Genomic DNA, 26,369 nt, shown 5'->3' on the forward strand with positions numbered 1-26,369 from the left:
GGAATTATATGGTAAACATTTCAGTAATCCAAGCCATTTTAATTGGTCTTTGGACAGCCTTCTGCTACTCCGGTATGTTATTTGGCATTTTTACAAACCGCTGTTTAGTATTGAGCTTTGGAGTAGGTGTCATTTTAGGAGACTTACCAACTGCATTATCTGTTGGTGCAATCAGTGAACTTGCATTCATGGGCTTCGGTGTGGGTGCAGGTGGGACTGTTCCACCAAATCCAATCGGTCCTGGTATCATTGGTACACTCATGGCGATTACAATGCCAAATGTAACGCCTGAAACAGCACTATCTTTATCAATTCCATTTGCAGTTGCAATTCAGTTCTTACAGACAGCAATTTACACTGTACGTGCAGGTGGACCACAAGGTGCTATTAATGCGCTAAAGAGACAAGATTTTGCTGGGTTTAGATTACAAGCAAACTTGACAGTGGTATTGTTCGCGGTTGTGGGTTTCTTACTTGGATTTACAGGCTCTGTAGCGATGGAATGGTTGAGTTACGTTGTAGGTCTCATTCCTGAGTGGTTATTAAAGGGCTTATCTGTTGCGGGTGGTATGTTACCGGCAATCGGATTTGCAATGATTATGAGCGTTATGCTAAAGAAAGAATTAATTCCATTTGCAATCATGGGATATATCTTAGCTTCTTACTTAAAGATGCCTGTAATGGGTATTGCATTAGTAGCTGCTGCATTTGCCATCAAATATTTCAATGATGCAAGTAAAAATCAGCCAGTAGCTGCTACAACTGGAAATGGGGATGAACACGATGACTGGATCTAATAAATTAACAAAAGCCGATTATACAAAAACAACGTTACGTGCATATTTCTTACAAAATGGTTTCAACTATACAAACTATCAGGGACTTGGTTATGCTCTTGTTATGTATCCTGCATTCAAGAAGCTATACGGTGATGATAAAGAGAGATTCGCAAAAGAATTAGAGAATAACTCTGAATTCTATAACACAAATCCAAACTTCTTACCATTTATTACCTCTATTCATTTAGCAATGGCTGATAAGGGATATGATTATGAATCAATCCGTGGTATTAAGATGGCATTAATGGGACCATTAGCAGGTATTGGTGACTCATTATCACAATTCTGTATTGCGCCTTTATTCTCAACGATTTTCGCTTCATTAGCACTACAAGGTGTACCGGTAGCTCCATTGTTATTCTTGCTTGCTGAGAATATTACACTGGTACTCATTAAACTTGGCGTGGGTAGTTATGGACGTAAACTTGGTACGGATTTGATTGATAAGCTATCATCTCAGATGAGTACAATTTCAGAAGCGGCAAGTATGATAGGTGTAACAGTTATTGCTGGTCTTGCGGCTACATTTGTTAAGATGAATGTAAATATCACTTTAGCTGCTGGTGCGGTTGAAGAAGGTGTAAAACAGTCTACAGTTAATATTCAAGGAATGTTAGATAAGGTTGCACCTGCGTTACTACCAGTACTATATACATATTTAATGTATTATCTAATTAAGAAGAAAAAATTAAACACTTATATCTTAGTTCTAATTACAGTTGTATTAGGAATTGTTCTTAGTTACTTCAAGATTTTGGCTTAGTTTGAAAAGGGAGCGATAGGCTCCCTACTTTTATATGGAGGATAGAATGATGATAGATATAAAACACATTAAAAAGATGTGCCAGAAAGTTATTGATTATAAAGATATTGATCATATCGTCATTCCTGTCCAAGAACAGAAGACAATCATTGCAAAAGCGGATCTTTTGTTAGATCAAACTTTTGTATTTGATAAACCTTGGGATATGGAAAGGTGTAGTATTCCATATAAGTTGGATGTATTAAATTGGGAAACTGTATGCCATGATGATGAAGAGTGGTGTTTCATGCTAAATCGGATGGAATACTTAGATACGTTAATCAATGCATATATAATTAGCAAAGACACTAGATATATACAAAAGGCAAAGTATTATATTATACATTGGATTAATTCTCATGTACGCATAGTAAGTCAACCTAGCACAAGAACCCTAGATACAGCTATCCGTATGATGAGTATGTTTGAGGCTGTACCATATCTATTACATTATTCTGTTTTGAAAGATGAAGAGCTTGAGCTGATATTTACAAGTATATATCATCAAGCGTTGTACTTAAAAGAAAACTACCAACCCAAATATACACTCAGTAATTGGGGAAGTATTCAAGTAGGTATCCTATACATCATATTAGATATATACCCAAATCAGGGCCATCTATACTCTTGGGTAGAACAAGAAATACAGCAACAGCTTCAGATTCAAATTTATGAAGATGGACTACAGTGGGAACAATCCACAATGTATCATGTGGAAGTGCTAAATATTTTATTGAAAGTAATTTATTATAAACGAGTATTCAATCAAATTTGTAATCAATATATCATTGATACGGCAGAGAAGATGTCAGAAGCACTGTATCAACTATCAATGCCTAATAATGAAATTGAATGCTTTGGGGATACAGATAGGGTTACAATTTCTGCCGTTATGGAAAGAGCATCATATCTTTTTAGTAATGGTATATTGAAGTACTTTGGTAATGCAGAATTTGATGCGGAAAATATGTATTACTTTGGTGCATGTGCAAATCAAGAGTATAAAAACCTACCATTACTTCAACCAGCTTTGCAATCATTTGATGGATATGCATCTGGGGTATTTACGACAAGAAGTTGTTGGGGATCATCAGCAAACTTTACGATGTTTACAAATGGTTCTTTAGGTAGCGGTCATGGACATTCAGATAATTTACACGTTTCGTTATGCATGAATGGAAAGCCTGTATTAATCGATAGTGGTAGATATACATATCGTGAAGATCATGAAGAGCGAATTAGGCTAAAATCGGTGGCAGCACATAACAGTCTTGTAATTGATGACCACCCAAGTTGTATTCCAAGTGGTAGTTGGACATATAGTGATTTTACAATTCCTATGAAAACATATGTAAAGCATGATGGCAAGATACACTATTATGAAGGAAGTGTAATATCCAAGAATCCTTTACAGATATGGACAAGAAAACTCGTCACTATCGACAGTGGTATTTGGTTTATCTGTGATGAAGTGAAGTGTGATGGTACGCATCAAATTAAACAGTATTTTCACTTTGATCCAATGTACCATGAAATACCAAAGAATATTTGGACTTATGAGGGTGACATGCATGCGGAAGAGCAATTCTGTTCGTTTATTTATAATGAACAGATGGTTCATCAAGTTGGAATTGTTTCTCATGACTTTACAGATACATTGAATGTAATTACAACGTTTCACCAACCAGAATATTTTGTTGAAGATATTGATGTGATTCAAGCTGGCGAAACGATTGTTAGTAAAGATATTGTAAATGCAAAACAATTTATTGTGAGTAGGACAGAGAATTATACGATTGCGGTCTTCCATCAAGAAATTTTTTCTGGCAGGAAGATTATGTACCTCAATGGGGTACCTTTCCACGCAAAAGTGATTGTAATTCACGAAAAAGATGGAAATAAAACACTATATGTGATGCGTACTTAAATTGGTATGCTAATATATACGCAAGAGGGATTTTATCATGAAAGGAAAATTGACGATTAAGGACATAGCTGAAAGAGCTAATACTTCTAAAACAACAGTTTCATTCTACTTAAATGGCAAAACTGATAAAATGTCTTTAGAAACAAAAAAGCGAATTGCAAAAGTAATTAAAGATACAAATTATGAACCGAGTATTGCAGCAAGAACTTTAAATGCGAAGCATACAAAACTCATAGGTGTTATTATTGGTGACATCACAAATACTTTTGCGAATCAGATTGTAAAGGGCATTGAAGATCATGCTAGAGAAAATCAATATCAACTAATCGTAGGTAGTAGTAATTACGATTATAGGATTGAACAGAGCTATGTTGATCGTATGTTATCGATGGGTGTAGATGGTTTTATTATTCAACCATCTAGCCGGTTTTCTGGTTTGATTGACAAGATCAAAGAAAAAGGACGTGAAGTTGTGTTTATTGATTCGCAAGTATCTATAGAAAATGAGAAGTGGGTCAAGACAAATAACTATGAAGCTGTATTAGAGGCTGTTGAATTACTTGTTAATAAGAAGCACTATGATGAGTTTGTAATGATCAGTGCAGATCCTAGTGTTCTAAGTACACGTATGGAAAGAACGAAAGGTTTTGAGGATGCACTTATTCTAAAAGGAATCCACAGCAAGACAAACATCGTACCTGCAGATATAGACGAAGAGGGACTTCGCAAAATCATTGAAAAGGAATTACGCTTTGGTGTAAAGACTTTGATTTTTGTGGCAAACTGTTTCCTACTACCACGTGTGTTTGTGGCTTTAAAAAACTACCGCAATTTAATGCCAGATACACTTGGCTTACTGGGGTATGATAATACAGAGTGGGCAAATTTATCTGCTCCAACAGTAACAACAATTGTTCAACCTGCTTATAAAGAAGGCTGCCAATCCGCAAAGATTTTAATTGATGCAATTGAAGAAAGATATGAAGAATGTCCAAATCAAATCTTGAAGTGTTATATCAATTGGAATGAATCAGTAATAATTGGAAAGTAAAGAACTCTCATCAAAATGAAGTGAGAGTTCTTTTTGAGACTATAGTCATGATAGAGTATCTGTTTCTAGAATGGACGCAATACCTTCTTCAACAGTACTCACTTGATAAGGGCATATTTCACGAATGGATGGTATTGCTGTTGTCATTGCGATAGGATAACCACAAGTTTGTAAGATTTGTTTATCATTATCATTATCTCCAAACATCACAGTATTTTCTGCAGGTATGCTTAAATGTGAAAGTAACTTTAAAAAGCCTGTACTCTTGTTAACTCCTTTTGGAGCACAATCCAACCAGCATTTGCCACCAATTTGGACAGTAATATCTTTATCGAACATATCTGCATAATATTGATAATGTTCATTTACACCGTCTTTAAAATAAGCGGATATTTTTGTATATGGTTCAGGAATGTTGAATAAATCATCAACAATAGTCACATGATTTTTAACAGTGTTTGCTAAATGCTCATAATAACTTTGATTCTTTGGAGTGATATAGCATGTCTTCTCACCAGAGATGAGTGCTTCAGCGTTATTATCGTATTGGATTGTGGTAATGAGTCTTTTGGCGATATCGGTATCCATTATTTCTTTAGATATGCATTGATCGTGGTAAAATGTTAAACATCCATTTAAGCAAAGATAGATGATGTCATCTGCTACTGGAGAGAATAAACTTCTTAGATTTGTATATTCACGACCTGAAGCTGCCATAAACAGGATACCTTGTTCTCGTAGTTTGCGAATTTCTATAAAGATTTTTGGGTTCAATGTTTTGGCACTATTTAAAAGTAGTGTTCCATCAATATCGCTTGCAATTAATTTTATGTTTTTCATAGATATATAATACAACAGTACTTTGATTTATAATGGTGAATTTATTACGCTGATATGGTATTGCTTTTATGTGAATAGAAGAACATAATTAGATTAGTAGTGAAAACATAGAGGATCATTCTCATGCATGATAAGAATATTTACTATTTTGCATGCTCAATAATTTATCCGTAAATAGAAAGGAGATGAAATGATATGAAGGGGGATAATATTTTATTGACTAGAATTGATAATCGTCTTGTACATGGACAGGTAGGAGTTACTTGGACACAAACATTAAATGCAAATTTGATTGTAGTTGCAGATGATGTTGTTGCAGAAGATGAATTACAGAAATCATTAATGACAGTAACTGCGAAATCGAGTAATGTTGGAATTCGCTTTTTCACGATTCAGAAAACTGCAGATGTGATTGATAAAGCATCTCCTGATCAACGTATTTTCTTAGTTGTACGCAATCCACAAAGTGCTCGTGCTTTGGTAGAGAAAGGTGTACATCTAAAAGATTTGAATGTCGGTAATATGCACTTTGCGCCAGGAAAGAGAGAACTTTCTAAGAAAGTATATGTTGATGATACAGATATGGATGATTTGAAATTTATAGTCTCAACAGGAACAAATGTATTTATACAGGATGTTCCAGGAACACAAAAAGAAATGATTAAATAATAGAGGAAATCAATATGGAAATTACATTTATACAGGGATTGTTACTATCAATCGCTGCAATGATCTTCGGCATCGATTTCTGGTTGGAATCATTCTTTATCTTCCGACCACTAATCGTTTCTACAATTACAGGTTTGATTCTTGGAGATGTAAAACTGGGTTTAACAACAGGTGCCTTAACGGAATTAGCATTTGCTGGATTAACACCTGCAGGTGGAACACAGCCACCAAATCCAATTCTAGCGGGTGTTATGTGTACAGTGATTGCCTATACAACAAATGTTGATGGACAAGCTGCACTTGGATTATGCTTGCCATTCTCATTCTTGATGCAATATGTTGTATTATTCTGCTATTCTTCATTCTCATTCTTTATGGGAGTATGTGATAAAGCTGCAGAAAATGGCGATACAAAGAAGATTGCGCAGATGAATCTTCTGATGACAGGTATTGTTGCACTACTCTATGGTGTAGTTGTATTTGCATGTACATTCTTAGCGCAGGATGCGATGAGTGCATTAGTAAATCATATGCCTGAATTCTTGACACATGGCTTAACTGTTGCAGGTGGAATCTTACCGGCTATCGGTTTTGGTATGTTACTAAATGTTATGATGAAGCCAAAGTATATTCCATACTTTATTGCAGGTTTCTTAGCAGTATGCTTTATCGACATGAAGAATTTACTTCCAGTCGCATTAATGGGTGCAGCGTTTGCGTTATTTGATTTCTTTAATGCAAAGCAACGTCAGGAAGAGATTAAAGAAGCAGTTAAGAATTTGAAGGTGGATGGAGGTGACGACCATGTCGGAATCTAAACGTGTACTAACAAAGAAGGATATTACAAATCTCGCGATTCGCTCATCATTATTACAAGCTGGTTTCAGCTATGAACGAATGCAGGCTGCAGGTTGGCTATATGCACAACTTCCTGCATTAGAGAAGATTTATAAGGATGATAAAGCAGGTCTATCTGCCGCAATGGTAGATAACATGGAGTTTATCAATACACATCCTAACTTAGTTGGATTTTTAATGGGGCTATTAGTTTCATTAGAAGAGCAGCATGAAAATCGTAATACCATCAAGGGTTTAAAACTTGCGCTCTTTGGTCCTATCGCTGGTATTGGTGATGCGATTTTCTGGTTTACACTATTACCAATTATCGCTGGTATCTCATGTTCCTTTGCTTCGCAGGGATTGATCTTAGGCCCAATTATCTTCTTTACATGTTATCTCATTATCTGGTTACTACGTATTGTTTGGACACACATGGGATATAACCTAGGTATCAAGTCATTTGAAAAGTTACAGGAGAATTCGTCTATCATTGCTAACTCTGCAACAATCTTAGGTATTACTGTTGTTGGTGCACTGATCGCAAGTTACGTGAATATTGAATTACTACCTGTTATTACAGTTAGTGGAGATATTTCAGTAGGAGTACAGGAAGCTTTCTTTGATACAATCTTCCCTAAACTTCTACCAATGGCATATACCTTACTCATGCTTTACTTTTTAAAGAAGAAGCAGGTATCACCAGTTATCTTGATTGTTGCAACAATTGCTATTTCAATTATCTGTTCCGCAATTGGACTCTTGTAGAACTACTAAGCCATGCAAACTGTTGGTACGACCACAGTGATGCATGGTTTTTTAATAAAGTATGTATGTGAGTCGATATTATTGATTGCTTACAGTGTTAAGTAAATATGGAAAGAAACCTCATAAAAACATATAATAAAGAAGAAGTTTCATACATTTTTAAGGTAGTATCTAGTATCAGGAGGGGAAATGAAGAAAATAATTTTAGTAGCAGTTTTTGTTGCTATAGTGGTTATTCTGTATTTATTAAATCCATTACTTGCAATTTTAGCTGCTGTATTGGGAGTATTTGTTTTACTAAAGTTATAATTAAGGTGAAAATATGAAAACAATTAAAAAATTTCTTGGAATTAAAATATCTTTATGGTTAATATTGCTGATTGGTGCAATTTTATTAGGTACTTATCTTTATGGCTATACGCAAAATAATCCTAAAAACAATAGTCAGTCATCATCGATGGTGCAATATATACAAGAAGCTAATGAAGTTGTATTTTTGAACGTAGGTATTGAAAAGGTAGTTACTGCAAAGAATCAAACAACGATTCCATGGACGGATATTGGAATTCCTTTTTCAGAGAAAAAATCGATTATTATTCTAAATTATGCTGCAAAGCTTGGAATTAGAACGCATGTAAAAGTGGAACAACTCAGTGAGAAAAAGTATAAAATTATTGTTCCAAAATATGAGGTGTTAGGGATTGAATTAGACAAAAAAATCCATATCAGCTTTATGATAGCTCTGGTGAATTATTAAGTTATTCTACACAAAATATTGATACAGGTACTCTTGTGGCACAAACACTCTCTAACGAAGAACAAGCAAAGTACCTAGAGAAATATGTCGAGAATATAAATGACTCTGCCAAGAGTTACTATAAGGCGTTATTTCAGTCGATTAGTAAAGATATTGAATTAGAATTTGAATTTTCAGAATAAGCCAAATAGGCTTGTTCTAAATATTGGAGAAAAAGCATGACATGTAATTGGAAAGATAGCAGTAAACAAATGAAAGCATATCATGATACAGAATGGGGTATTCCGACACATGATGATCAAAAGTTATTTGAGTATCTTATTTTGGAATCCTTACAAGCAGGATTAAGTTGGGATTTGATCATTCGCAAAAGAGAAACGATACGAAAGTGTTTTTGTGATTTTGATATTGAAAAGGTTGCGTCTTTTGATAATGATGACATTGAGCGTATCATGCATACAGAAGACATGATCAAGTCTTTAAGAAAAGTTACTGCAATGATATCCAATGCGAAAGCATTCATGAATGTTCAACAAGAATTTGGTAGTTTTGATAAATTTCTTTGGTCTTATTGTGATTACAAAACAATTTGTTATAAAGGACATGAGCAGGGAATCGATATATCTAAGAATGCTTTATCTACACTCATTAGTAATGATTTGAAGAAACGCGGGTTTAAATATGTTGGGCCTGTTATTATTTATTCATATTTACAGGCTTGCGGTATGATCAACGATCACGAAAAAGATTGTATCTGCTATCAGAGAATTAAGAATACTTATCCATGTATCACAATGGATGACGGATTATTATAAAATTTGTCTTATTTTTATAAATACTTCTAGTTCATACCTTTTTTATAATTGTAGTAAAGAAATTCAGGAGGGATTATGAACAAGAAACATTTATTATCTATGGTACTTGTTCCAACAATTGCAGTTGGTTTAGTTGGTTGTAGCACAACTAAAAAATCTGCAAGTTTAAAGGATGGAACATATACAGCTAACGCTACAGGACATAATGGTCCAATGACTGTGAGTATAACAGTTCAAGATGGAAAGATTGCTAGTGTTGATGCGAGTGATAACGTAGAAACAAAAGGCATCGGTACGAATGCGATTGATAAGATTTGTGAAGTCGTTGTCGATAAGCAAACCGTAAATCTAGATACTGCAACAGGTGCTACAGTATCTTCAGGCGCTATGATTCATGCATTAAAAGATGCATTAAAACAAGCAGGCGCAACAGATGATAGTTTAAAGGAAATGCCAAAGGAAACGATCAGACAAGTATTGTCTGAAAAGGAATATGCATATGATGTTGTTGTCGTTGGTGCTGGTGGTGCAGGTCTTACAGCTGCGATAACAGCTGCACAAAATGGTGCGAAGGTTGCAGTATTAGAGAAGACAAGTCAGATTGGTGGTAATACACTTGTATCTGGTGGAGGACTCAATGCTCCAAGTACAGATTTACAAGAGAAAAAGGGTATTACTGATTCTGTAGAATTATTCAAAGAAGATACATTAAAGGGTGGAGATAATATTGCGAACCCAGAACTTGTTGATACGATGGCAAGAAATGCATTAGATGCATACCATTGGCTTGTAAATGATGTGAAGATGGAATTTATTCAAGATCGCGTTCAACAGTTTGGTGGACACTCTGTACCGCGTGCATGCATTCCTGTTGGTAACTCAGGTTATGAAATGATGTCTAAACTAGAAACACTTGCAGAAAACAAGGGTGTAGACATCTATAGAAACACAGCTGCGAAGTCTTTTGAGACACAAGGCAATGATAAGGTAACTGGTGTTGTTGCGGAAAACAATGGTAATGAAGTGAAGTTCTCTGCCAAAAAGTCTGTAATTCTAGCAAGTGGTGGATTTGGTTCAAATGTAGAAATGCGTGAAGAATATAATCCGGTATATGGTTCAAATTATAAGACAACATGTATAGCGGCTAGCTCTGGTGATGGTATTAACATGGCTAAGGAAATTGGTGCTGGTTTAGTAGATATGAAACAAATTCAAGTTTATCCAACATGTAATCCAGATACAGGTATTATTTCTTATGTAGCGAATGCACGTTTTGATGGTGCTGTACTTGTTAACCAAGATGGTAAGCGTTTTGTGAATGACATGGGCCGTCGTGATGTAATCTCTAACGCTATCCTAAGTCAACCAGGTGGATATGCATACTTGCTCTGGAGTCAAGAAGTTGAATCTGTCGGTAATATGACAAAGCTACATGAGAAGGAATATAACAATCTCGTAAACTCTGGTTTGTTATTCAAGGCTGATACATTAGAAGAAGCAGCTAAACTAGCAAATATTGATGTTGGAACACTGAAGGCTACAATCGATACATGCAATGGTTATGTAGCAGCAGGCAGTGATCCAGAACAAAATCGTGGTGGTAAGTTGCGTACAATTGCGGAAGGACCATTCTACTTACAAAAGGTTGCTCCTGCTACACACCACACAATGGGTGGTGTTGTTATCAATACAAATGCACAAGTGTTAAATGAAAAAGGTGAAACAATCTCTGGATTATACGCTGCTGGTGAAGTAACAGGTGGTATCCATGGTGCTAACCGTTTAGGTGGTAATGCGATTACAGATATCGTAGTATTTGGACACATTGCTGGCGAAAACGCTGCGAAGTAAAACTATCTAAAGTCGAAGAACATGAAGGTGTATCTTCGGCTTTTCTTTGCTGCATGATAAAATGAAAAAAAGGGGGACTTTGTATGGGCTTGCTAGAGTTGGCTAGTACTCGTAGCATTTATCGAGATTTGTCATATTATAGATCAGGTGCAGTATTATCAGCATCTTTTGATAATAAGCATACAATCACTGCCAAAGTAAAAGGTAGTAATTGTGAGAAGTATGATGTACGAATCGATTTAGATAATCCTAGGAAATGTAAGTGCACATGCCCACATGCACAAAGTAGAAATTATTGTAAGCATATGGTAGCTATATATTTCTATATTCATCCATTTTTAGCGGATTTTAAATATCGAATCATAATGGATGTTTTGCGTGAAGATACAGAGAGAAAGCAAGATGAATACGAAAGTATCAAACGGCAAGTGATGGCGATGAGCATAGATGAGCTACGAAATTATGTAATTAATTCAATGATAGAGGAAAACTATCATAATCAAGGCTATGATGATTATGAAGATGAAGTGGATATGGAACTTTATGATTCATTTTGGGAAGATAAAGAATAAAGTATGAAGAAGTTTTATGATTTGATCATTCAAAAATTTATCCTGATTTTAATTTGTTCTATATTATGTATATCTGCGATATCGATATTTACGATTCATCAAAGAATCCTTCCAAAAATCAATCAACTAGCGAAAAATCATATCAATACACAGGTTAGTGATATTAACTTATGGTTCCAGTTTAATCGCGAAATCATTCGTCAATTTGCGACAAGATTTACCGATGAAGAACTAACAGAAGATAATCACGAAGAAATCCTATATCTATTAACACAGTATAAAAATGATTCAAATATCCAATATGAAAGTTTGGGATATATTACATTAAGTGGGAATAAATATTTAACCGATTTATCGGAATTTAATGTTTCGGATCGTTCTTATTTTAAAGAGTTGCAGGATAGTCAAAAAGATGTTGTCATTTCTGATGTCATCGCATCTAAGTCAAATGAAGAACAAATCGTATTAATTGTTTCAAAAGTTTACGATAAAGATAAGAATGTGAAGGGCTATATTTCTGCTGCGCTAAAGACAGAATATATTTCCAATCTTATTACAAATATTGCAAAAGATTTTCATGTCTATATTACAAATTCCAATGGTAATGTAGTGCTTGGAGATACGAAAGTTGTCGCGGATGGAACGCGTTATGAAAAAAACTTAATCTCTAATCCAAATTGGACTTATGTATTAGAAATTCCTAGTAGTTATTATATGAATACAATTCTTGAGACAATCGCACTGATTACGATTGTTACGGTGCTGATTATTTTAATTACACTATTATTAGTACAAAAAATTGTAACTGAATTTGTAAGTCCTTTGCAGCACCTTGAGACAGTAATGTCTAAGGCGAAAGATGGTTTATTAGAGAAGAGCAATGAGACAACAAATATTAAAGAGTTTTATACACTGAATTCCAGTTATAATACGATGATTGATGAAATTCATCAGTTATTAGAAGAAGTTAAAGAAAAAGAACATCAACGTAATGAAGCAGATAATCGTGCGATGTATGCTCAGATTAAACCGCATTTCTTGTATAACACGCTTGAAACGATTCAAGCGATGGCATTTGATCATGATGATGAAGATGTCGAACAGGCAATTCATGATTTAGCTGTATTCTTCCGTATTGGCTTAAGTGATAATCGACAAATTATCACGTTGGAAGAAGAAATCATGCATGTAAAGAGCTACCTAAATATCCAGAAGTTACGTTATCACGATATTCTAAATGATGAGTGGGATATGGATAATTCACTATTAAAAAGACCATTCTTGAAATTTACTTTACAACCACTCGTTGAAAATGCGATATATCATGGCGTGAAGTTATTGAATAAATCATCTATTGTTCATATTCGTGTTTATGCGGAGGATGATGCTATTGCAATTGATGTATGCAATGCATATCACGAAATTGATCAAGAACATATTTGCCAAATTAATGAGGCATTAAAAAAGGCAGATATTCCAGATAATAATTTGGGATATGGATTATTCAATGTGAATGCGAGAATTAAACATCAATATGGTAATGAATATGGTGTGATTCTTTCGGCAGAAAATCATATCTTTAAGAGCTATATGACACAACCAGGAGAAATAAAATGAATATACTGATTGCGGATGATGAAGAAAAAATCCGTCAGAATTTTACAAAGAGAATTATTAAGGCTAAGCTTCCTGTTACAGATATTGTGTTGGCCGCAAATGGTAATGAGGCTATCACTTGCATGAATGAGCATGATATTGATGTAGCATTAATCGATATTAATATGCCGTTTAAAAATGGATTGGATCTCATTCATGAAATACGTCAAGAAAATGAAGAGATTATTCTGATTATTATTTCAGGATATAATGATTTCCATTATGCACAACAAGCATTAGCGGAAGATGTCTTCCGATATCTTTTAAAGCCAGTAGATTCAAAGGAATTTATCAATATCATTTCTTTGGCATTACAAAAAGCATCAGAAAAGAAGAAGACACTATATTCTGCAAATGCACAAAAGATACTTGATGAGATACAGAAGAATATCTCAAACGAGAGCTATTCCTTAACGGATTTAGCAGAAGCCTTAGAAATTAGTGAGGGTCATATCACAAAGCTGATCAAGAAAGAGTTATCGAAATCATTTATTGATATTTTGACGGAGTTACGCATCAATTATGCAAAGCAATTAATTCGTCAAAATTCATTGGGTTTAAAGATGTATGAGATTGCTGAAGCTTGTGGGTATAGTAACCAATATTATTTTTCTCAAGTGTTTAAAAAGGTTGTAGGTGTATCACCAAAACAATATAGTCAAAATACAGCAGATTAACTTATCTACTGTATTTTTGAAGTGTGAGTTTTAATTGTTCTTTCATTGCTTCCCGTAAGTTTTCTGGTTCGATAATTTCAATTGCTTCCATAAATTGTTGAGCGAGGAAGAGAACACCTTGTTTATTTACGAAAACACTTGTAATAAATGATTCATCATCTCTTTTTAAAATCTTCATTTCTGTACCAAAAATATCGATCATTTGATCCATAATACGGTTTTCACAACGTAAGTGAACATGGAGTTGTTCATCTGAATACATGAATAATTTATTTTTCGCATAGTGATAGGCGTCTTGTTCACTTTCCTTCATGAATGGATTCACTTTCTCTATCGTAATTGATAGTTTACAGATTTTATCAATACGATAATGAGCAAAGCCAGGATGTGTTTTACTTGTTGTGATTAAATAAGGACGACTATCTTGATATACGATGAAACGAGGTTCAACCGTATATACCATTTCTCGCTTTGGGACTAACTTCTTATTTGAATTGTAATGCATGTATACAAACTGGATTACTTTTTTCTTTTGAATAGCTTCAGAAAGCTTGGCAATATTCTCAAATAACAGATCATTTGGAGATTTTTGCATGTTTGGCATGTATACTGCATCATGGTAATCTTTCTGATCATACTTGTTGAGTGTCTTCAATAAACTTGCAATCAAGGCATTGCTTTGTTTACTAGAAATAAAATGGGAAGCGTGAATGGCATTACATAAAAGTAAGACTTCACCCTTACTAAATTGTCGTTTTTCAAGATAATATCCTTTTCCATTATCTGAAAATTTGTTAATGATATAGCCGGCTTGCTCTAAGATCTCGATGTTTGAGTAGAGGGTGCGACGTTCAATACTAATACCTGAGCGCATTTTGATATAGTCAATGAGTTCGTTTGCTGAAAGAATATGAGATTCATCGGAAAGTTCTTCGAGAATTTGTAGCACAATGAATGGTAAAAATTTCTTCTCTGCCATAAATTTTCTCCTGTTTCTTAAATTTTATCATAATTGGCATGTTTTTTGTACATGGTCAATTTTAATCTATAGTCAGGAGGTGGATTGTATCAGAAGATATAATCCGAAATGAAGATGAAGAAAATCATAAAATTCTTTTTAGTAGTAATCGTATTATTTGGTATCACAAAAGTTTTTGGTAAGCCTGGTAATCAAAAGCAAAGCGAAGAGACAACAACCGTTACAACTACAGCAGAAACAACATCTACAACAACTCCAAAACCAGAACAAGAAACAAAAGAAGAAACACCAAAAAATGATTCAAAAGAAGAAATGGTATCTGAAGCACGCACAAAGTATCAACAGATTGTATTAGGAGATCCAATGTATGATGGTGAGGGTGGAACATCTTTTGAAGATGTTAAGGCAATCTTAGGAGAACCGGATTCCGTGAGCCAGAATAGTTATGGTGATACACAATCAATATTTGCTACATGGCATGATTCATCCCTAAAGGGAATGGCTAGTTTTACAGTTTCCTTTATGAACAATCTAGCAACAGGAAAAGGCTATTCAGGTTTTAGCTTTGTGAATCACAACGAGAAGGTTACATTGGATGAATTTAACGCAATCGTTACAGATGGTTCATTCTCCTACGATCAAGCTATTGCACAGTTTGGTCAACCGGATAGTGAATCGGAATCACTATTCTACGGTTCGTATTCAAATATCGTAACTTGGTATAATGCGAACGGAAGCTTTGGAGCTAACTTTGACATTACCTTTAAAGATGGTTACGCAACTGGTAAGGGACAATACGGAATGAAATAGTGTTTACTCCATATCCGAAAATGATATGGAGTTTTTTATACGAGGCAGTTTTTTTGTACCTGTGTTTATCTATACTAGTATCATCAACAGAAGGAGTATTTAACATATGAAAGAAAATGATTTTATAACAATTACAAATATTAAAGAATATATTGAGATAGGAATGATAAAAATAGGTGAAGTACTACATTTAAAGAAAGAACCGGATAATGCGTATGATATGGAAGCTATCATGGTGGAAGATAAGAATGAAATTCCGATTGGTCATGTTGCAAACTCTGTTAATAGTGTTGCGAAAGGAACACACTCTGCTGGGTATATCTATCAGAGTTTTAAAGATTCAATTCTATGTACAGTGAAATTTATCTATCATGATATGATCATCGCACAATTACAATCATCATATGAAGAAGGGAAAGACATGCAGAATTAAATGCATGTTTTCTTTACATTCTACATATTTTATTCAATTAGCTCAATTTTCAACGAAAGTTCCTTTTCAACGAAAGTTCCCCATTTTTAGGGCTAAAGAGAAGAAACATTTTACTGTAATAGTGTACTTATAAGATATTTTGTGATATTGAATATGTATAGACAGGCGATTTGGGCATACGAAAGCTCGGCTTTCAATGATGGTTTAAATTTTTTCTCATCGAAAGTTCCTTTTTGTAGGTTAGGGATATGTGCCAAATCGGCTAGTGGATGATAGGTGTAAGCTTAACTTGTTTGATGTTGAGGTGAGTCAACTTGTTAAGACTTAACACCTTTTTGTTTAGTGATAGAGCGGCGATATCGATAGGTGAATTGTAGTTTAAGGATCTACGAGGATAATTGTTTACCATGTCAGACACATAGTTGATGTCCTTCTGGGTCAATGCATTCATACTCTTTCCCTTTGGAACACATTCTCTAAAGTGTTCATGGTTCTTCTCACATTTACCTTTCTGATCACTTCTTCCGGCCTTGCAGTAGTAGATGGATATTAGTTTTTCTCCTGTATATGCATCGGTCTCTAGACTTAGAGGATCGTGGAACTCAGAGCCATTGTCAGTAAGAATGATTGGAAAGGTCATAGAAAATAGTTCAGGTCCCAGTACATCCTTGATGATTTCGAATGCACGCTGGACAGCCAACATGCTTTTTTCCTTTAACAGAAAATATAACTGTAGATTCGATCTTGTATGCAGGAGTGAAAGGACACATTTCTCTTCATCGCCTTGCTTGCCGAGTATTGTATCCATTTGCCATATATTGATGGAAACATCTTCATTCTCGATACGTTCGAGATAGTCTTCATATCTTCTGCCTTCAAGCCAATCATAGTTGATTGGTATCACGACATGTTTGCTGGAAGAGCGTGTTTTATATTTGACCTGACGCTTGAGGTCTACATTGATGATGGCGCCCATATGACGAAAATGAATATAACGATATGCGGTAGATACTGATATGTCCAACTGATTGTTGTGTATGATGATGTCTGGTGAAAGGTTCTGTTTGACGCCTTTCTCAAAGGCATCGACAATCATCTTCATTTGTGCTTCTGATTTCTTTGGTCCTTCCTTCCAACTACTGACATTGTCATCCCTCTGTTTTTGGGCAACATCGGCCATATAGAATACCTTTGGCAACTTGCAGGTTTTGGCATCTGGGCAATTGTTGCAGACATAGGGGAAACGAGATGTATGTTTGCATATTGGTGAAGAGATGAAATCGGAACATAGATCATTGCAGTTATCATGTTTACAGAACTTACAACGACCTTGTAGACAGTGAGTACATAACCTTGTGCGATTACATTGATTTTGTCTACCACACTTATTATGAGTATTGGCACGGACGACAATTCTAAGATGGTGTGTTATCTCATAGCGAATGGCCTTGGGACTCCTGTTAAGAGTAAGGGCAATCATCTTGAGCGTGATGTTAGGATCAGACAACAGATTTTGAATAATGAGTCGTTCGTCAAAAGAAAGCTGTTTGTATGTGCTAGTCATAAAATATTCCTCCTTTTCTCCACTTTCCTGGCACATATCCCTTGTGCCATTATCATAAAAGGGAACTTTCACTAAGAAAATAGTGCAAAGAGGAACTTTTAAAAATAATTGAGGTTTTATTCAATTATTTTGAAAACATACTTGCATGTTTGATATTCAAATTGATAATATAGTAACTACAAGAGTTGTATATTGATGTAGGAGTAAGATATGAGTCTTACTCGGAGGATATATGAATCATAGAATATTGAATGTGGTGGCTGCCTCGGCTGTGCTTTTGAGTGGTTGTGCTGCTTATTTAAAACCCGTAATAAAACCAGGGATAAAGACTGCAAAGGTAGCTGATGGTACATATGAGGGTAAAGCGGAAGGCTATGCAGTGGATGGTGAGATGAATCTCAGTGTTACGTTTCAAGATAATAAAATTGTATCCATTCAGACAATCAATTCCGGTAGTACTCCTAGTATTTATCGAGGAATTGAGGAAAGACTATTTCCACGTATCATCAGTAGTCAATCTATTCATGTTGATGATATAACTGGTGCGACGATTTCTAGTATTGCCGCAAAATACATCATTCAAAATATCATCAATGAAAATGGTGGTAATGCGGATGAATGGAAAATGGAGATTCCTAAGTCGACAGATGTTGTTAAAAAGTATGGCTATGATGTAATTGTGGTTGGCCTAGGTGCTTCTGGTATTTCGTCATATTTAAGTGCTGCTAGTAATGGGGCAACTGTATTTGGTATGGATTCAGCTGCTAAGATTGGTGGTAATGGTGCGATGTCAGCTGGCGCTATGGCTGTCAATCCACGAACACAAGTTGCACTGAATGACGGTAATCCTTTTGTAAACGAAGAAGATATAATTGAAGATTGGCTTTCCTATACGGATGGTGATGCCAAAGAAGAAATCATTCGCAAAATTGTTCAAGAATCAGGTAAGACTTTAGATTGGCTAGAGACGAATTATGATTTCCATTTTGGTGAAAAGATGTTTGCCTTCTACCATCCCAAATTATGGCCATTATGGACGACGTATACGGATAAATCAGGAACTGATAAAGATACGGCGTTTATTAACTCTATGAATCAGGCAGCTGCACTAAATGGTAAAAATGAATATATGATAGAGCTGACCGCAAAAGAATTTCTAAAAGATACCGATGGAAAAGTGGTTGGTGTAAAAGCAGTTTCCTATGATGGTACAACCTATGAAATCTATGGAAAGTCAGTGATATTAGCGACTGGTGGTTTTCTTGGAAATGAAGAAATGTGTCAGAAATACACGGGAAGTGTATGGCACACCTATGGTATGACACAGTGTAATGGTGCAGGGATTCAAATGGTGCAAGCATTTGGTGGCTCACTTATGAATCCTGATGCAGGGGTTGAAACACATATTGCCCAGATTGCCAATATTATCCGCTCTGATGATGTTAGTGCAGATGATAAAGCAATTCTTACTTCATTACTTTTAGATACTAGTGCAGTGATGGTAGATTCTTTAGGTAATCCATTTAATGAAAAAGCTGGAACGAACTTAGCGTTTAATGCATGGTTAGCCGGAAAAGAATTTTATACCATTTATAGTGCTGAAGAAATTATAAAAATGAAGACAAGTGGTATGGCATCTTTTCATAAGCCAACGTTTTTATCACAAGGTGGTAATTATGAACCTAATACACCAATTCCAAATATTGAAAATATTCTAGCGATTGGTGAAAAGTATGATGATGTAATTACTGCTGAATCAATCTCTGAGTTAGGTGATAAGCTGGGGTTTAAATTATCGATCACTGATGTACATGGTAAAACAACAGGAAAGTTCTATGCTATCAAAGGTGCAGCGTATATCTACTCTACAACTGGTGGATTAAATGTTGATGAGAACTTCAATGTATTAACTGCAGAACATGAGCCTATTTCAAATGTCTATGCGGTTGGAAATGACTCCATGGGTGTATTATTTGCGTCTAAAAAAGCATATATAACATATGGTGGTGTTGCCCAAGGATATGCATTAACTTCTGGACGATTAGCAGGGTATTATGCATCAGAGAATGCCAACTAAGCGATAGAGCCTTTCGGCTCTTTTTTTATGTTAAGATAAAGGAAACAAGGGAGAACCTCTATGACGCATGCGGATATTAAAGCTATTTTTTTCGATGTGGATGGTACACTGATTTCACATCGTAAACATGCAGTACCTGTTTCTACAATTGACGCAATTGCACGTTTACGCAAGCAGGGGATATTGACTTTTGTGGCTACTGGTAGACATCCGATTGAACTAAAGAAGTTATTACCAGATTACTTAGAATTTGATGCATATCTCTGTTTGAATGGGATGTACTGCTTCAATCGGCAAGAAGTCATTAGCACCAAACCAATTCCGAAAGAGGATATAAAAGGTCTATTAAAAACATTAAACTTAAAATCATTTCCATGTACATTTATTACACAGGATGAAATGTATATGAACTACGCAAATGATTTAGTTGCGGAAGTACAGCGTGATATTAGTTCTGATGTATCAAACACCAAAGATATATCACATGTACTACAAGAAGATATTCTACAAGTAATTCCATATGGTTTGGATGATGTAGAAATTAGCACAGTATTAGAATATATGCCACATTGTAAGGCAACCTCTTGGCATAAGCGTGCTAGGGATATTATCATCAAACAAGGTGGTAAGGATATTGGTATTCAAGAAATCCTACAGTACTACAATTTAGACGTGTCTCAAATCATGGCCTTTGGCGATGGAGATAATGATGTAAAGATGTTAGAGATTGCGGGTATAGCTGTTGCGATGGGAAATGGAAATGAGAATGTTAAAGCTGTGGCTGATTATGTAACGGATGATATTGATCAGGATGGTATTGCAAATGCACTGTATCATTATGGCATCTTTCATGAAACACTCATAAAATAACGATAGATTCTACTTTATAATAAAGATAGAAAGAAGGTGTGATATGAAGGAAATAAATTATGCAGACCTAGTATTTCATCCTACGAATATGCTCGCAAATGAACGGATGATTGTATGTGCTGGTAATCAGGATATTGGTTACAATGGTATGACTGTTTCTTGGGGACATTTTGGCTCAATATGGGGATATGATGGAAAACATAATCTTCCTACGATACTTGTTTATATTCGTCCTTCTCGCTATACACTTGGATTTATGGAGAAGGAAGAATACTTTACAGTAAACCTTTTACCACAACCACTAAAAAGGGCTTTAGCGATATTCGGCTCAAAATCAGGTCGTGATTGCGATAAATTTAAAGAGGCAAATGTAACACCAGGATTTACTGATCATACTACTTATATCAAAGAGTCTAAGTATGTCTTTGTGTGTAAGAAGTTATATACAGGTGATTTGAACGAAGAAGGATTCAACGTTCCTGCAATTGTAGAGGACTGTTATCCGAATAAAGATTTCCATTGTTTCTTCGTTGGAGAAATTGCAAAGGTCTTACAGGCAGAAGATGGTGAGTAATGAGTATAGTAATTCATAGCCTTTCTGTTATACTTATCGTTCTTGTTGTGTCGTGGCTAATCTATTATGCAAGACACAAACATGATCCAATGGGTAATCGCATTGATGTAGAAAAGACATATATGCTTGTGGGTTGTTTGATTGGTGCTGTAATTGGAATTTTATGTGGGATGTATCTGATTGACTCAGTCGCCTTAGGAATAGGACTAGGCATGTTAATAGGAATGATGATTGGTATTACAGTACCCAAAATAAAGAAAAAGGAGAGAACATGGCAGCAGAAGTAAAAAAGGAAGTTTCATTTGATGTATTTGGACAATTAGATTTTCGTGCAGGTACAATCTTAAAAGTAGAAGATGTAGAAAAATCTACAAAACTAACGAAGTTAACAGTTGATCTTGGCGAGGAAGAACCTCGAACAATTGTATGTAGTCTTCGTGAAGTACGTGAAGACTATCAAAGTGTAGCGGGGAAACAGGCATTATTCTTAGTAAACCTCGCACCAAGAAAAATCATGGGAATTGAATCTCATGGTATGTTAGTTACACTTGGTTATGATGATGGTATTGCGGATACATTATTATTCCCAGAACATCCATTACCAAACGGTACAAGAGCTTCCTAAAAGAATCAAAAACAAATACCGTTGTATATCTGATATGCATCGGTATTTTCTTTGGCGGATGAAGGGATAGTGATAATCGCTTTGGTTGTATTCAAATATGACTATGATATAATTTGCTCGTTAGAATAGACTAACTTATGTAATCTATCTGCATGTCTCTAATTGTGATAAATATGGCGTGAACACTTTAGTAGTCTGTTTAAAATATTCGCGTTACAATTTGGAAATGGTAGATGGAATCATGATGAATGATTCTACTTACATAAGAGTGATTACACAGGTAGTGTGATTGATAGACATAGGGAGAGAATATGAAAAATATCGCAAAGAAACTATTGGCGACTGTATTATCTGTAGCACTTTTAGCAGGATGCACACCACTAACAAAGAAAGAATCATCCGCACCAACTGAAACACCAAAGACAGTCGAACCAGTTGATGTAAACGTAGCAGCTTTAAAGGGACCAACATCAATGGGCATGGTTCAAATGATGAAGGAAAATGATGAAGGTAAGATTACTTCAAACAATTATAAGTTTGAAATCTTATCTGCAGTAGATGAAGTAACACCAAAGATTGTAAAGGGTGATGTTGATATTGCGGCAGTTCCAGCAAATCTTGCATCTGTACTTTATAACAAGATGAAAAAGAACTTACAGGTATTGGCTATCAATACATTAGGTGTTCTATATATCTGTGAAACAGGTGATTCTATCCACTCCGTAGCAGACCTAAAGGGTAAGACAATTTATGCAAGCGGTAAGGGTGCTACTCCAGAGTATGTACTCAATTACATCTTAGAAAAAAATGGTCTTCAGGTAGGTACAGATGTTACGATTGAATGGAAGAGTGAACATGCAGAATGTGTTCAGGCTTTAGCACAAGATCTAAACGCTATCGCGATGTTACCACAACCATTTGTAACTGCAGCCGCTGCTAAAAATGATAAGATTCACGCAGCATTAGACTTAACAAAGGAATGGGATGCAATCCAACAAAATGAAAAGAACAAGAGTTCGTTGATTACTGGTGTTGTAGTAGCACGTAAGGACTTTGTGGAAGCACACCCAGAAGCAGTTGTGGATTTCTTAAAGAAGTATGAAGCATCTATCAAGTTTGTAAATGAAAAAAACGATGAAGCAGCGACAATGATTGAATCGTATGATATTATTGCGGCAGCTGTTGCAAAGAAAGCATTACCATTCTGCAACATTACATACATTGCTGGTAAGGAGATGAAAGAAAAACTTTCAGGTTATCTCAGTGTATTAAATGAACAGAATCCAAAGTCAGTCGGTGGCAGCTTACCGGAAGATGATTTCTATTATGGAGCTAACTAAATCAAAGATTAAAATTTGGACAATACTGTTTTGGCTACTCGTATGGCAAGCCATCAGTATGATATTAAATCAGGAGATACTACTGGTATCTCCTTTTACCGTTATTCTACGACTAACAGAATTACTAAAAACAGTAGATTTCTACCAATCCATTTTGCGTTCACTCGTGAATATTAGTTTAGGCTTTGTACTAGCGATGATTGTAGGAATTTTGATGGCTATCTTTGCCGCAAAGTACAATTGGTTTAAACAGTTATTAGCTCCACTTGTCTTTACAGTAAAGTCAATTCCTGTCGCATCCTTTATTATTCTTGTGCTTATATGGGTACATTCTGCACAATTGTCGATTGTGATTTCCTTCTTAATGGTCTTTCCAATTTTCTATGAGAATGTACGAAAAGGGATTGAGATGTGTAATCATCAGTTGCTAGAGATGGCAGACGTATTCGAACTATCCAATTTTGCGCGTATTCGTTATATCTATACATCTAGCATTCTGCCATACTTTCAGAGTGCCTGCTCCTTAGCACTAGGTCTTGCATGGAAATCAGGCATTGCGGCAGAAGTTATCGGGTTACCTAAATTTTCCATTGGAGAACATTTACAACAGGCAAAGGTATATTTTGATACAGCTGATTTATTTGCATGGACACTTGTTATTATTATTTTAAGTACAGTACTGGAAAAACTTGTGATGGCTTTAATACGTATGCTTATCAAGTATATAGAAACGGAGTGTTTATGATGGATACAATTCAATTACACGATATTTGTAAAACATTTGATCAACATCCTGTTTTTATAAATTGGAACCATAACTTTGCAACAGGGATGGTACACGTCCTTAAAGGCCCATCTGGTTGTGGTAAGACAACACTGTTACGAATGTTAATGGGATTAGAAGCACCAGATTCTGGCACAATAACACCACTACAGAACTATCGTAAAGCAGCGGTGTTTCAAGAGGATAGACTCTGTGAGAATTTAAGTGTGATGCAGAATGTTTTGATGGTAGTACATGATGTGTCAAAAAAAGATTTACTTGATCAATTAAAACAAGACTTTTATCAAGTAGGTCTAGACGACATGTCCCAAAAGGTATCCACTTTATCTGGTGGTATGAAGCGCAGAGTCGCTATTCTACGTGCTATGTATGCAAAGGCAGATATCCTATTCTTTGATGAACCACTGAAAGGTTTAGATGATACTACAAAAGAAAAAGTCATGAAGTTTATCAAAGAAAGAATCAAAGATAAGACTGTCTTTTGGGTAACACATGACGCAGATGAATATACAGTTTTTGATAAATATCAGCTACATGAATTATAATAAATGTAGCTTTTTATATGAGGATTAAAATCATGTTTAGTAAGAAACTAATTTATGTAAAAGTATATGCAAATCATTGTAGCAATGCACTACTGTTTCAAAGCGAAGATACATCAATTCAACCAAGAGATATCGTGATTGTTTCTTTGCATGGAAAAGAAGTTCCGGCAATAGTTGTACAAGTTTCTCGTAAGATAAAGAATAAAAATATAAATCTAGAGTTTATCTTACGCAAAGCAGGTTTCTTTGAAAGAAATAAACTATCTACAGATGTTCATAATCGTGTGAAAAACGAAAAGCTTGCATGGATAGATGAGATTGAATATTGGAATGCGATGGGTTAGGAATGAGACTATATGAAAACAGAGATTAATAAAATTATTGATGCACAACAGGATGAGATGATTGCGTTAGGCAAAGAGTTGTTTATGCATCCAGAACTTGGTTATAAAGAATTTGAAACCAAAAAGATGATTCTAGAAGAACTGGCTAAATATGGTATTCATGCAGAAGCGGAATATTTTGAGACAGGATTTCAAGTGAATATTGGAGAAGGGAATCCACATATTGGATTAATTGCGGAACTAGATGCGATTCCTGTAGAAGGGCATCCATGTTCAAATCCAAAGGACCATGCAGCTCATGCATGCGGACACAGTACGCAAGTCACAATCATGGTGAATGCAATCGTTGCGTTAAAGAAATCAGGTTTATTAGAGAAAAAAGGAAAAGTAACACTGTTCTTTACACCGGCGGAAGAATATACGGATTTAGACTATCGTCGTAAGCTGATCCAAGAAGGAAAGATTCAATACATCGGTGGAAAGATGAACATGCTAGAAGCTGGTGTATTTGAGGGTTGTGACTGTATCATTCACTTACATGCGATGGGATCTACGTATGCGTATGGATATGGTTCATCTTTAGCTGGATTTAAATACAAGAAGATTCTCTTCAAAGGCAAGGCATCACACGCAGGTGTACTGCCACATTTAGGCATCAATGCACTCAATGAATTTACATTATTCAATACGGCTCTAGGAATGTTACGTGAGACCTTTGAAGAGAAGGATATGGTACGTGTACATGGTATTCTTACAAAGGGTGGAGATACGATTAATAGTGTACCTTCAGAAGTTATATACGAATGTTATATTCGTACTTTAAATCAAGATAAGCTATTAGAAATTGATCATCAAATTACATCAATGGCACAGCACTGTGCTGCCGCATTAGGTGGAAGTGTAGAGTTTGCGGATATGATAGGATATCTACCATTTACCCCAAATCCAATACTCAGCGAAGTTGCACATCAAAACATCTTAGATTACACAACAGAGGATAGAATCATCGCAAATGAAAGAAGTATCGCAGGTGGTGATGTAGGTGATGTATCTTGTTTCTATCCGATGATTCAGTTTGGATACAATGGTTTTAGTGGCGCAATCCATGGTGTAGATTTCAAAATTATAGACACATATAAAGCATTTGTGGAACCAGCAAAAATCGTATGTGGATGTGTTGTTGATTTATTAGAGAAACCAGAGTTAATCCAACAAATTAAAGCCTGTCATCACAGTATGAATAAAGAAGTATACCAAGCATATTTACAAGGAAAATGGGTAGAGAAAGAACTGCTATCCAAAGATAGTAATTCTTTTTGAAAACATTTGACTATAGGTCAAAAATAGATATGATTAAATTGTA

Annotated in this window: 29 protein-coding genes; 26 read left to right on the forward strand and 3 right to left on the reverse strand. The window is 35.3% G+C overall.

Annotation, left to right across the window (positions count from 1 at the left end; genetic code table 11):
• The first annotated feature begins 8 nt into the window (after positions 1-8).
• The 4 genes from RGT18_RS04925 to RGT18_RS04940 are packed head-to-tail and all read left to right on the forward strand — an operon-like array spanning position 9 to position 4,619.
• A complete protein-coding gene (locus RGT18_RS04925; protein ID WP_006525182.1) occupies positions 9-797 on the forward strand; it encodes a PTS mannose/fructose/sorbose/N-acetylgalactosamine transporter subunit IIC in 789 nt (262 codons plus the stop codon).
• Positions 784-1,602, forward strand: coding sequence for a PTS system mannose/fructose/sorbose family transporter subunit IID (locus tag RGT18_RS04930; RefSeq protein WP_006525183.1), 819 nt, complete (start codon positions 784-786; stop codon positions 1,600-1,602). Before RGT18_RS04925 ends, RGT18_RS04930 begins: the two co-directional genes overlap by 14 nt.
• Before the next feature lie 46 nt (positions 1,603-1,648).
• The gene (locus tag RGT18_RS04935; RefSeq protein WP_051240943.1) at positions 1,649-3,568 is read left to right on the forward strand and encodes an alginate lyase family protein; all 1,920 of its coding nucleotides are present in this window, start codon (positions 1,649-1,651) and stop codon (positions 3,566-3,568) included.
• A gap of 37 nt (positions 3,569-3,605) precedes the next feature.
• Positions 3,606-4,619, forward strand: a complete 1,014-nt coding sequence (locus RGT18_RS04940; protein ID WP_006525185.1) for a LacI family DNA-binding transcriptional regulator — start codon at positions 3,606-3,608, stop codon at positions 4,617-4,619.
• A gap of 45 nt (positions 4,620-4,664) precedes the next feature.
• On the opposite strand, the gene RGT18_RS04945 is transcribed toward RGT18_RS04940, so the two are convergent.
• Entirely contained in the window at positions 4,665-5,459 is a 795-nt protein-coding gene (locus RGT18_RS04945) for an HAD family hydrolase (RefSeq protein WP_028077943.1), read from the reverse strand.
• Between the two features lie 195 nt (positions 5,460-5,654).
• Here RGT18_RS04945 and agaB point away from each other — a divergent pair, with 195 nt between their 5' ends.
• The 10 genes from agaB (at position 5,655) to RGT18_RS04995 (ending at position 14,061) form a co-directional block, all read left to right on the forward strand.
• Positions 5,655-6,128, forward strand: a complete 474-nt coding sequence (gene agaB / locus RGT18_RS04950; protein WP_006525187.1) for a PTS galactosamine transporter subunit IIB — start codon at positions 5,655-5,657, stop codon at positions 6,126-6,128.
• 14 nt (positions 6,129-6,142) lie between these two features.
• Positions 6,143-6,946: a PTS galactosamine transporter subunit IIC gene (agaC, locus tag RGT18_RS04955; RefSeq protein WP_028077944.1), complete on the forward strand. Its 804-nt coding sequence runs from the start codon at positions 6,143-6,145 to the stop codon at positions 6,944-6,946.
• Positions 6,933-7,733 carry a PTS galactosamine transporter subunit IID gene (agaD, locus tag RGT18_RS04960; RefSeq protein WP_028077945.1) on the forward strand — a complete coding sequence of 267 codons (801 nt, stop codon included), beginning with the start codon at positions 6,933-6,935 and terminating at the stop codon, positions 7,731-7,733. Before agaC ends, agaD begins: the two co-directional genes overlap by 14 nt.
• Positions 7,734-8,055: 322 nt before the next feature.
• Positions 8,056-8,490, forward strand: coding sequence for a DUF4230 domain-containing protein (locus RGT18_RS04965; RefSeq protein ID WP_211220291.1), 435 nt, complete (start codon positions 8,056-8,058; stop codon positions 8,488-8,490).
• 35 nt (positions 8,491-8,525) lie between these two features.
• Positions 8,526-8,672 (forward strand): hypothetical protein, encoded by a 147-nt coding sequence (locus RGT18_RS04970; RefSeq protein WP_211220292.1) that lies wholly within the window; start codon positions 8,526-8,528, stop codon positions 8,670-8,672.
• Between the two features lie 36 nt (positions 8,673-8,708).
• Complete coding sequence (locus tag RGT18_RS04975) at positions 8,709-9,305, forward strand: DNA-3-methyladenine glycosylase I (RefSeq protein WP_028077946.1); 597 nt, start codon at positions 8,709-8,711, stop codon at positions 9,303-9,305.
• Positions 9,306-9,380: 75 nt separating this feature from the next.
• A complete protein-coding gene (locus RGT18_RS04980) occupies positions 9,381-11,156 on the forward strand; it encodes a flavocytochrome c (RefSeq protein ID WP_028077947.1) in 1,776 nt (591 codons plus the stop codon).
• Between the two features lie 83 nt (positions 11,157-11,239).
• Positions 11,240-11,728, forward strand: a complete 489-nt coding sequence (locus tag RGT18_RS04985; protein WP_028077948.1) for an SWIM zinc finger family protein — start codon at positions 11,240-11,242, stop codon at positions 11,726-11,728.
• 3 nt (positions 11,729-11,731) lie between these two features.
• A complete protein-coding gene (locus tag RGT18_RS04990; RefSeq protein WP_028077949.1) occupies positions 11,732-13,345 on the forward strand; it encodes a sensor histidine kinase in 1,614 nt (537 codons plus the stop codon).
• Positions 13,342-14,061, forward strand: coding sequence for a response regulator transcription factor (locus RGT18_RS04995; protein ID WP_028077950.1), 720 nt, complete (start codon positions 13,342-13,344; stop codon positions 14,059-14,061). Before RGT18_RS04990 ends, RGT18_RS04995 begins: the two co-directional genes overlap by 4 nt.
• A gap of 1 nt (position 14,062) precedes the next feature.
• Here the strand turns inward: RGT18_RS04995 and RGT18_RS05000 are convergent, their stop codons facing one another.
• A complete protein-coding gene (locus RGT18_RS05000; RefSeq protein ID WP_028077951.1) occupies positions 14,063-15,040 on the reverse strand; it encodes a helix-turn-helix transcriptional regulator in 978 nt (325 codons plus the stop codon).
• A gap of 108 nt (positions 15,041-15,148) precedes the next feature.
• On the opposite strand from RGT18_RS05000, the gene RGT18_RS05005 reads away from it, so the two are divergent.
• Complete coding sequence (locus RGT18_RS05005; RefSeq protein ID WP_028077952.1) at positions 15,149-15,850, forward strand: DUF3862 domain-containing protein; 702 nt, start codon at positions 15,149-15,151, stop codon at positions 15,848-15,850.
• A gap of 106 nt (positions 15,851-15,956) precedes the next feature.
• Complete coding sequence (locus RGT18_RS05010) at positions 15,957-16,283, forward strand: HIRAN domain-containing protein (RefSeq protein ID WP_028077953.1); 327 nt, start codon at positions 15,957-15,959, stop codon at positions 16,281-16,283.
• Between the two features lie 262 nt (positions 16,284-16,545).
• Here the strand turns inward: RGT18_RS05010 and RGT18_RS05015 are convergent, their stop codons facing one another.
• Positions 16,546-17,847 (reverse strand): IS30 family transposase, encoded by a 1,302-nt coding sequence (locus RGT18_RS05015; RefSeq protein ID WP_338174639.1) that lies wholly within the window; start codon positions 17,845-17,847, stop codon positions 16,546-16,548.
• A gap of 232 nt (positions 17,848-18,079) precedes the next feature.
• On the opposite strand from RGT18_RS05015, the gene RGT18_RS05020 reads away from it, so the two are divergent.
• From RGT18_RS05020 to RGT18_RS05065, 10 genes are all read left to right on the forward strand, one after another.
• Positions 18,080-19,924 carry an FAD-binding protein gene (locus RGT18_RS05020; protein ID WP_051241036.1) on the forward strand — a complete coding sequence of 615 codons (1,845 nt, stop codon included), beginning with the start codon at positions 18,080-18,082 and terminating at the stop codon, positions 19,922-19,924.
• A gap of 60 nt (positions 19,925-19,984) precedes the next feature.
• Entirely contained in the window at positions 19,985-20,794 is an 810-nt protein-coding gene (locus RGT18_RS05025) for a Cof-type HAD-IIB family hydrolase (protein WP_028078601.1), read from the forward strand.
• Between the two features lie 43 nt (positions 20,795-20,837).
• Positions 20,838-21,368, forward strand: coding sequence for a flavin reductase family protein (locus RGT18_RS05030; protein WP_028078602.1), 531 nt, complete (start codon positions 20,838-20,840; stop codon positions 21,366-21,368).
• Complete coding sequence (locus RGT18_RS05035; protein ID WP_037404236.1) at positions 21,368-21,655, forward strand: hypothetical protein; 288 nt, start codon at positions 21,368-21,370, stop codon at positions 21,653-21,655. The genes RGT18_RS05030 and RGT18_RS05035 overlap by 1 nt, the downstream gene beginning before the upstream one ends.
• Entirely contained in the window at positions 21,640-21,993 is a 354-nt protein-coding gene (locus RGT18_RS05040; protein WP_006525205.1) for a tRNA-binding protein, read from the forward strand. The genes RGT18_RS05035 and RGT18_RS05040 overlap by 16 nt, the downstream gene beginning before the upstream one ends.
• Before the next feature lie 311 nt (positions 21,994-22,304).
• A complete protein-coding gene (locus RGT18_RS05045; protein ID WP_028078603.1) occupies positions 22,305-23,333 on the forward strand; it encodes an ABC transporter substrate-binding protein in 1,029 nt (342 codons plus the stop codon).
• Positions 23,320-24,078, forward strand: coding sequence for an ABC transporter permease (locus tag RGT18_RS05050; protein ID WP_277061923.1), 759 nt, complete (start codon positions 23,320-23,322; stop codon positions 24,076-24,078). Before RGT18_RS05045 ends, RGT18_RS05050 begins: the two co-directional genes overlap by 14 nt.
• Positions 24,075-24,662 carry an ATP-binding cassette domain-containing protein gene (locus RGT18_RS05055; protein ID WP_162141236.1) on the forward strand — a complete coding sequence of 196 codons (588 nt, stop codon included), beginning with the start codon at positions 24,075-24,077 and terminating at the stop codon, positions 24,660-24,662. Before RGT18_RS05050 ends, RGT18_RS05055 begins: the two co-directional genes overlap by 4 nt.
• A gap of 32 nt (positions 24,663-24,694) precedes the next feature.
• Positions 24,695-25,006, forward strand: coding sequence for a hypothetical protein (locus RGT18_RS05060; RefSeq protein WP_028078606.1), 312 nt, complete (start codon positions 24,695-24,697; stop codon positions 25,004-25,006).
• A 12-nt stretch (positions 25,007-25,018) separates the two neighbouring features.
• The gene (locus RGT18_RS05065) at positions 25,019-26,326 is read left to right on the forward strand and encodes an amidohydrolase (protein WP_051241037.1); all 1,308 of its coding nucleotides are present in this window, start codon (positions 25,019-25,021) and stop codon (positions 26,324-26,326) included.
• The last annotated feature ends 43 nt before the right edge of the window (positions 26,327-26,369 follow it).

This window comes from Solobacterium moorei (genome assembly GCF_036323475.1).
GTDB lineage: Bacteria > Bacillota_I > Bacilli_A > Erysipelotrichales > Erysipelotrichaceae > Bulleidia > Bulleidia moorei.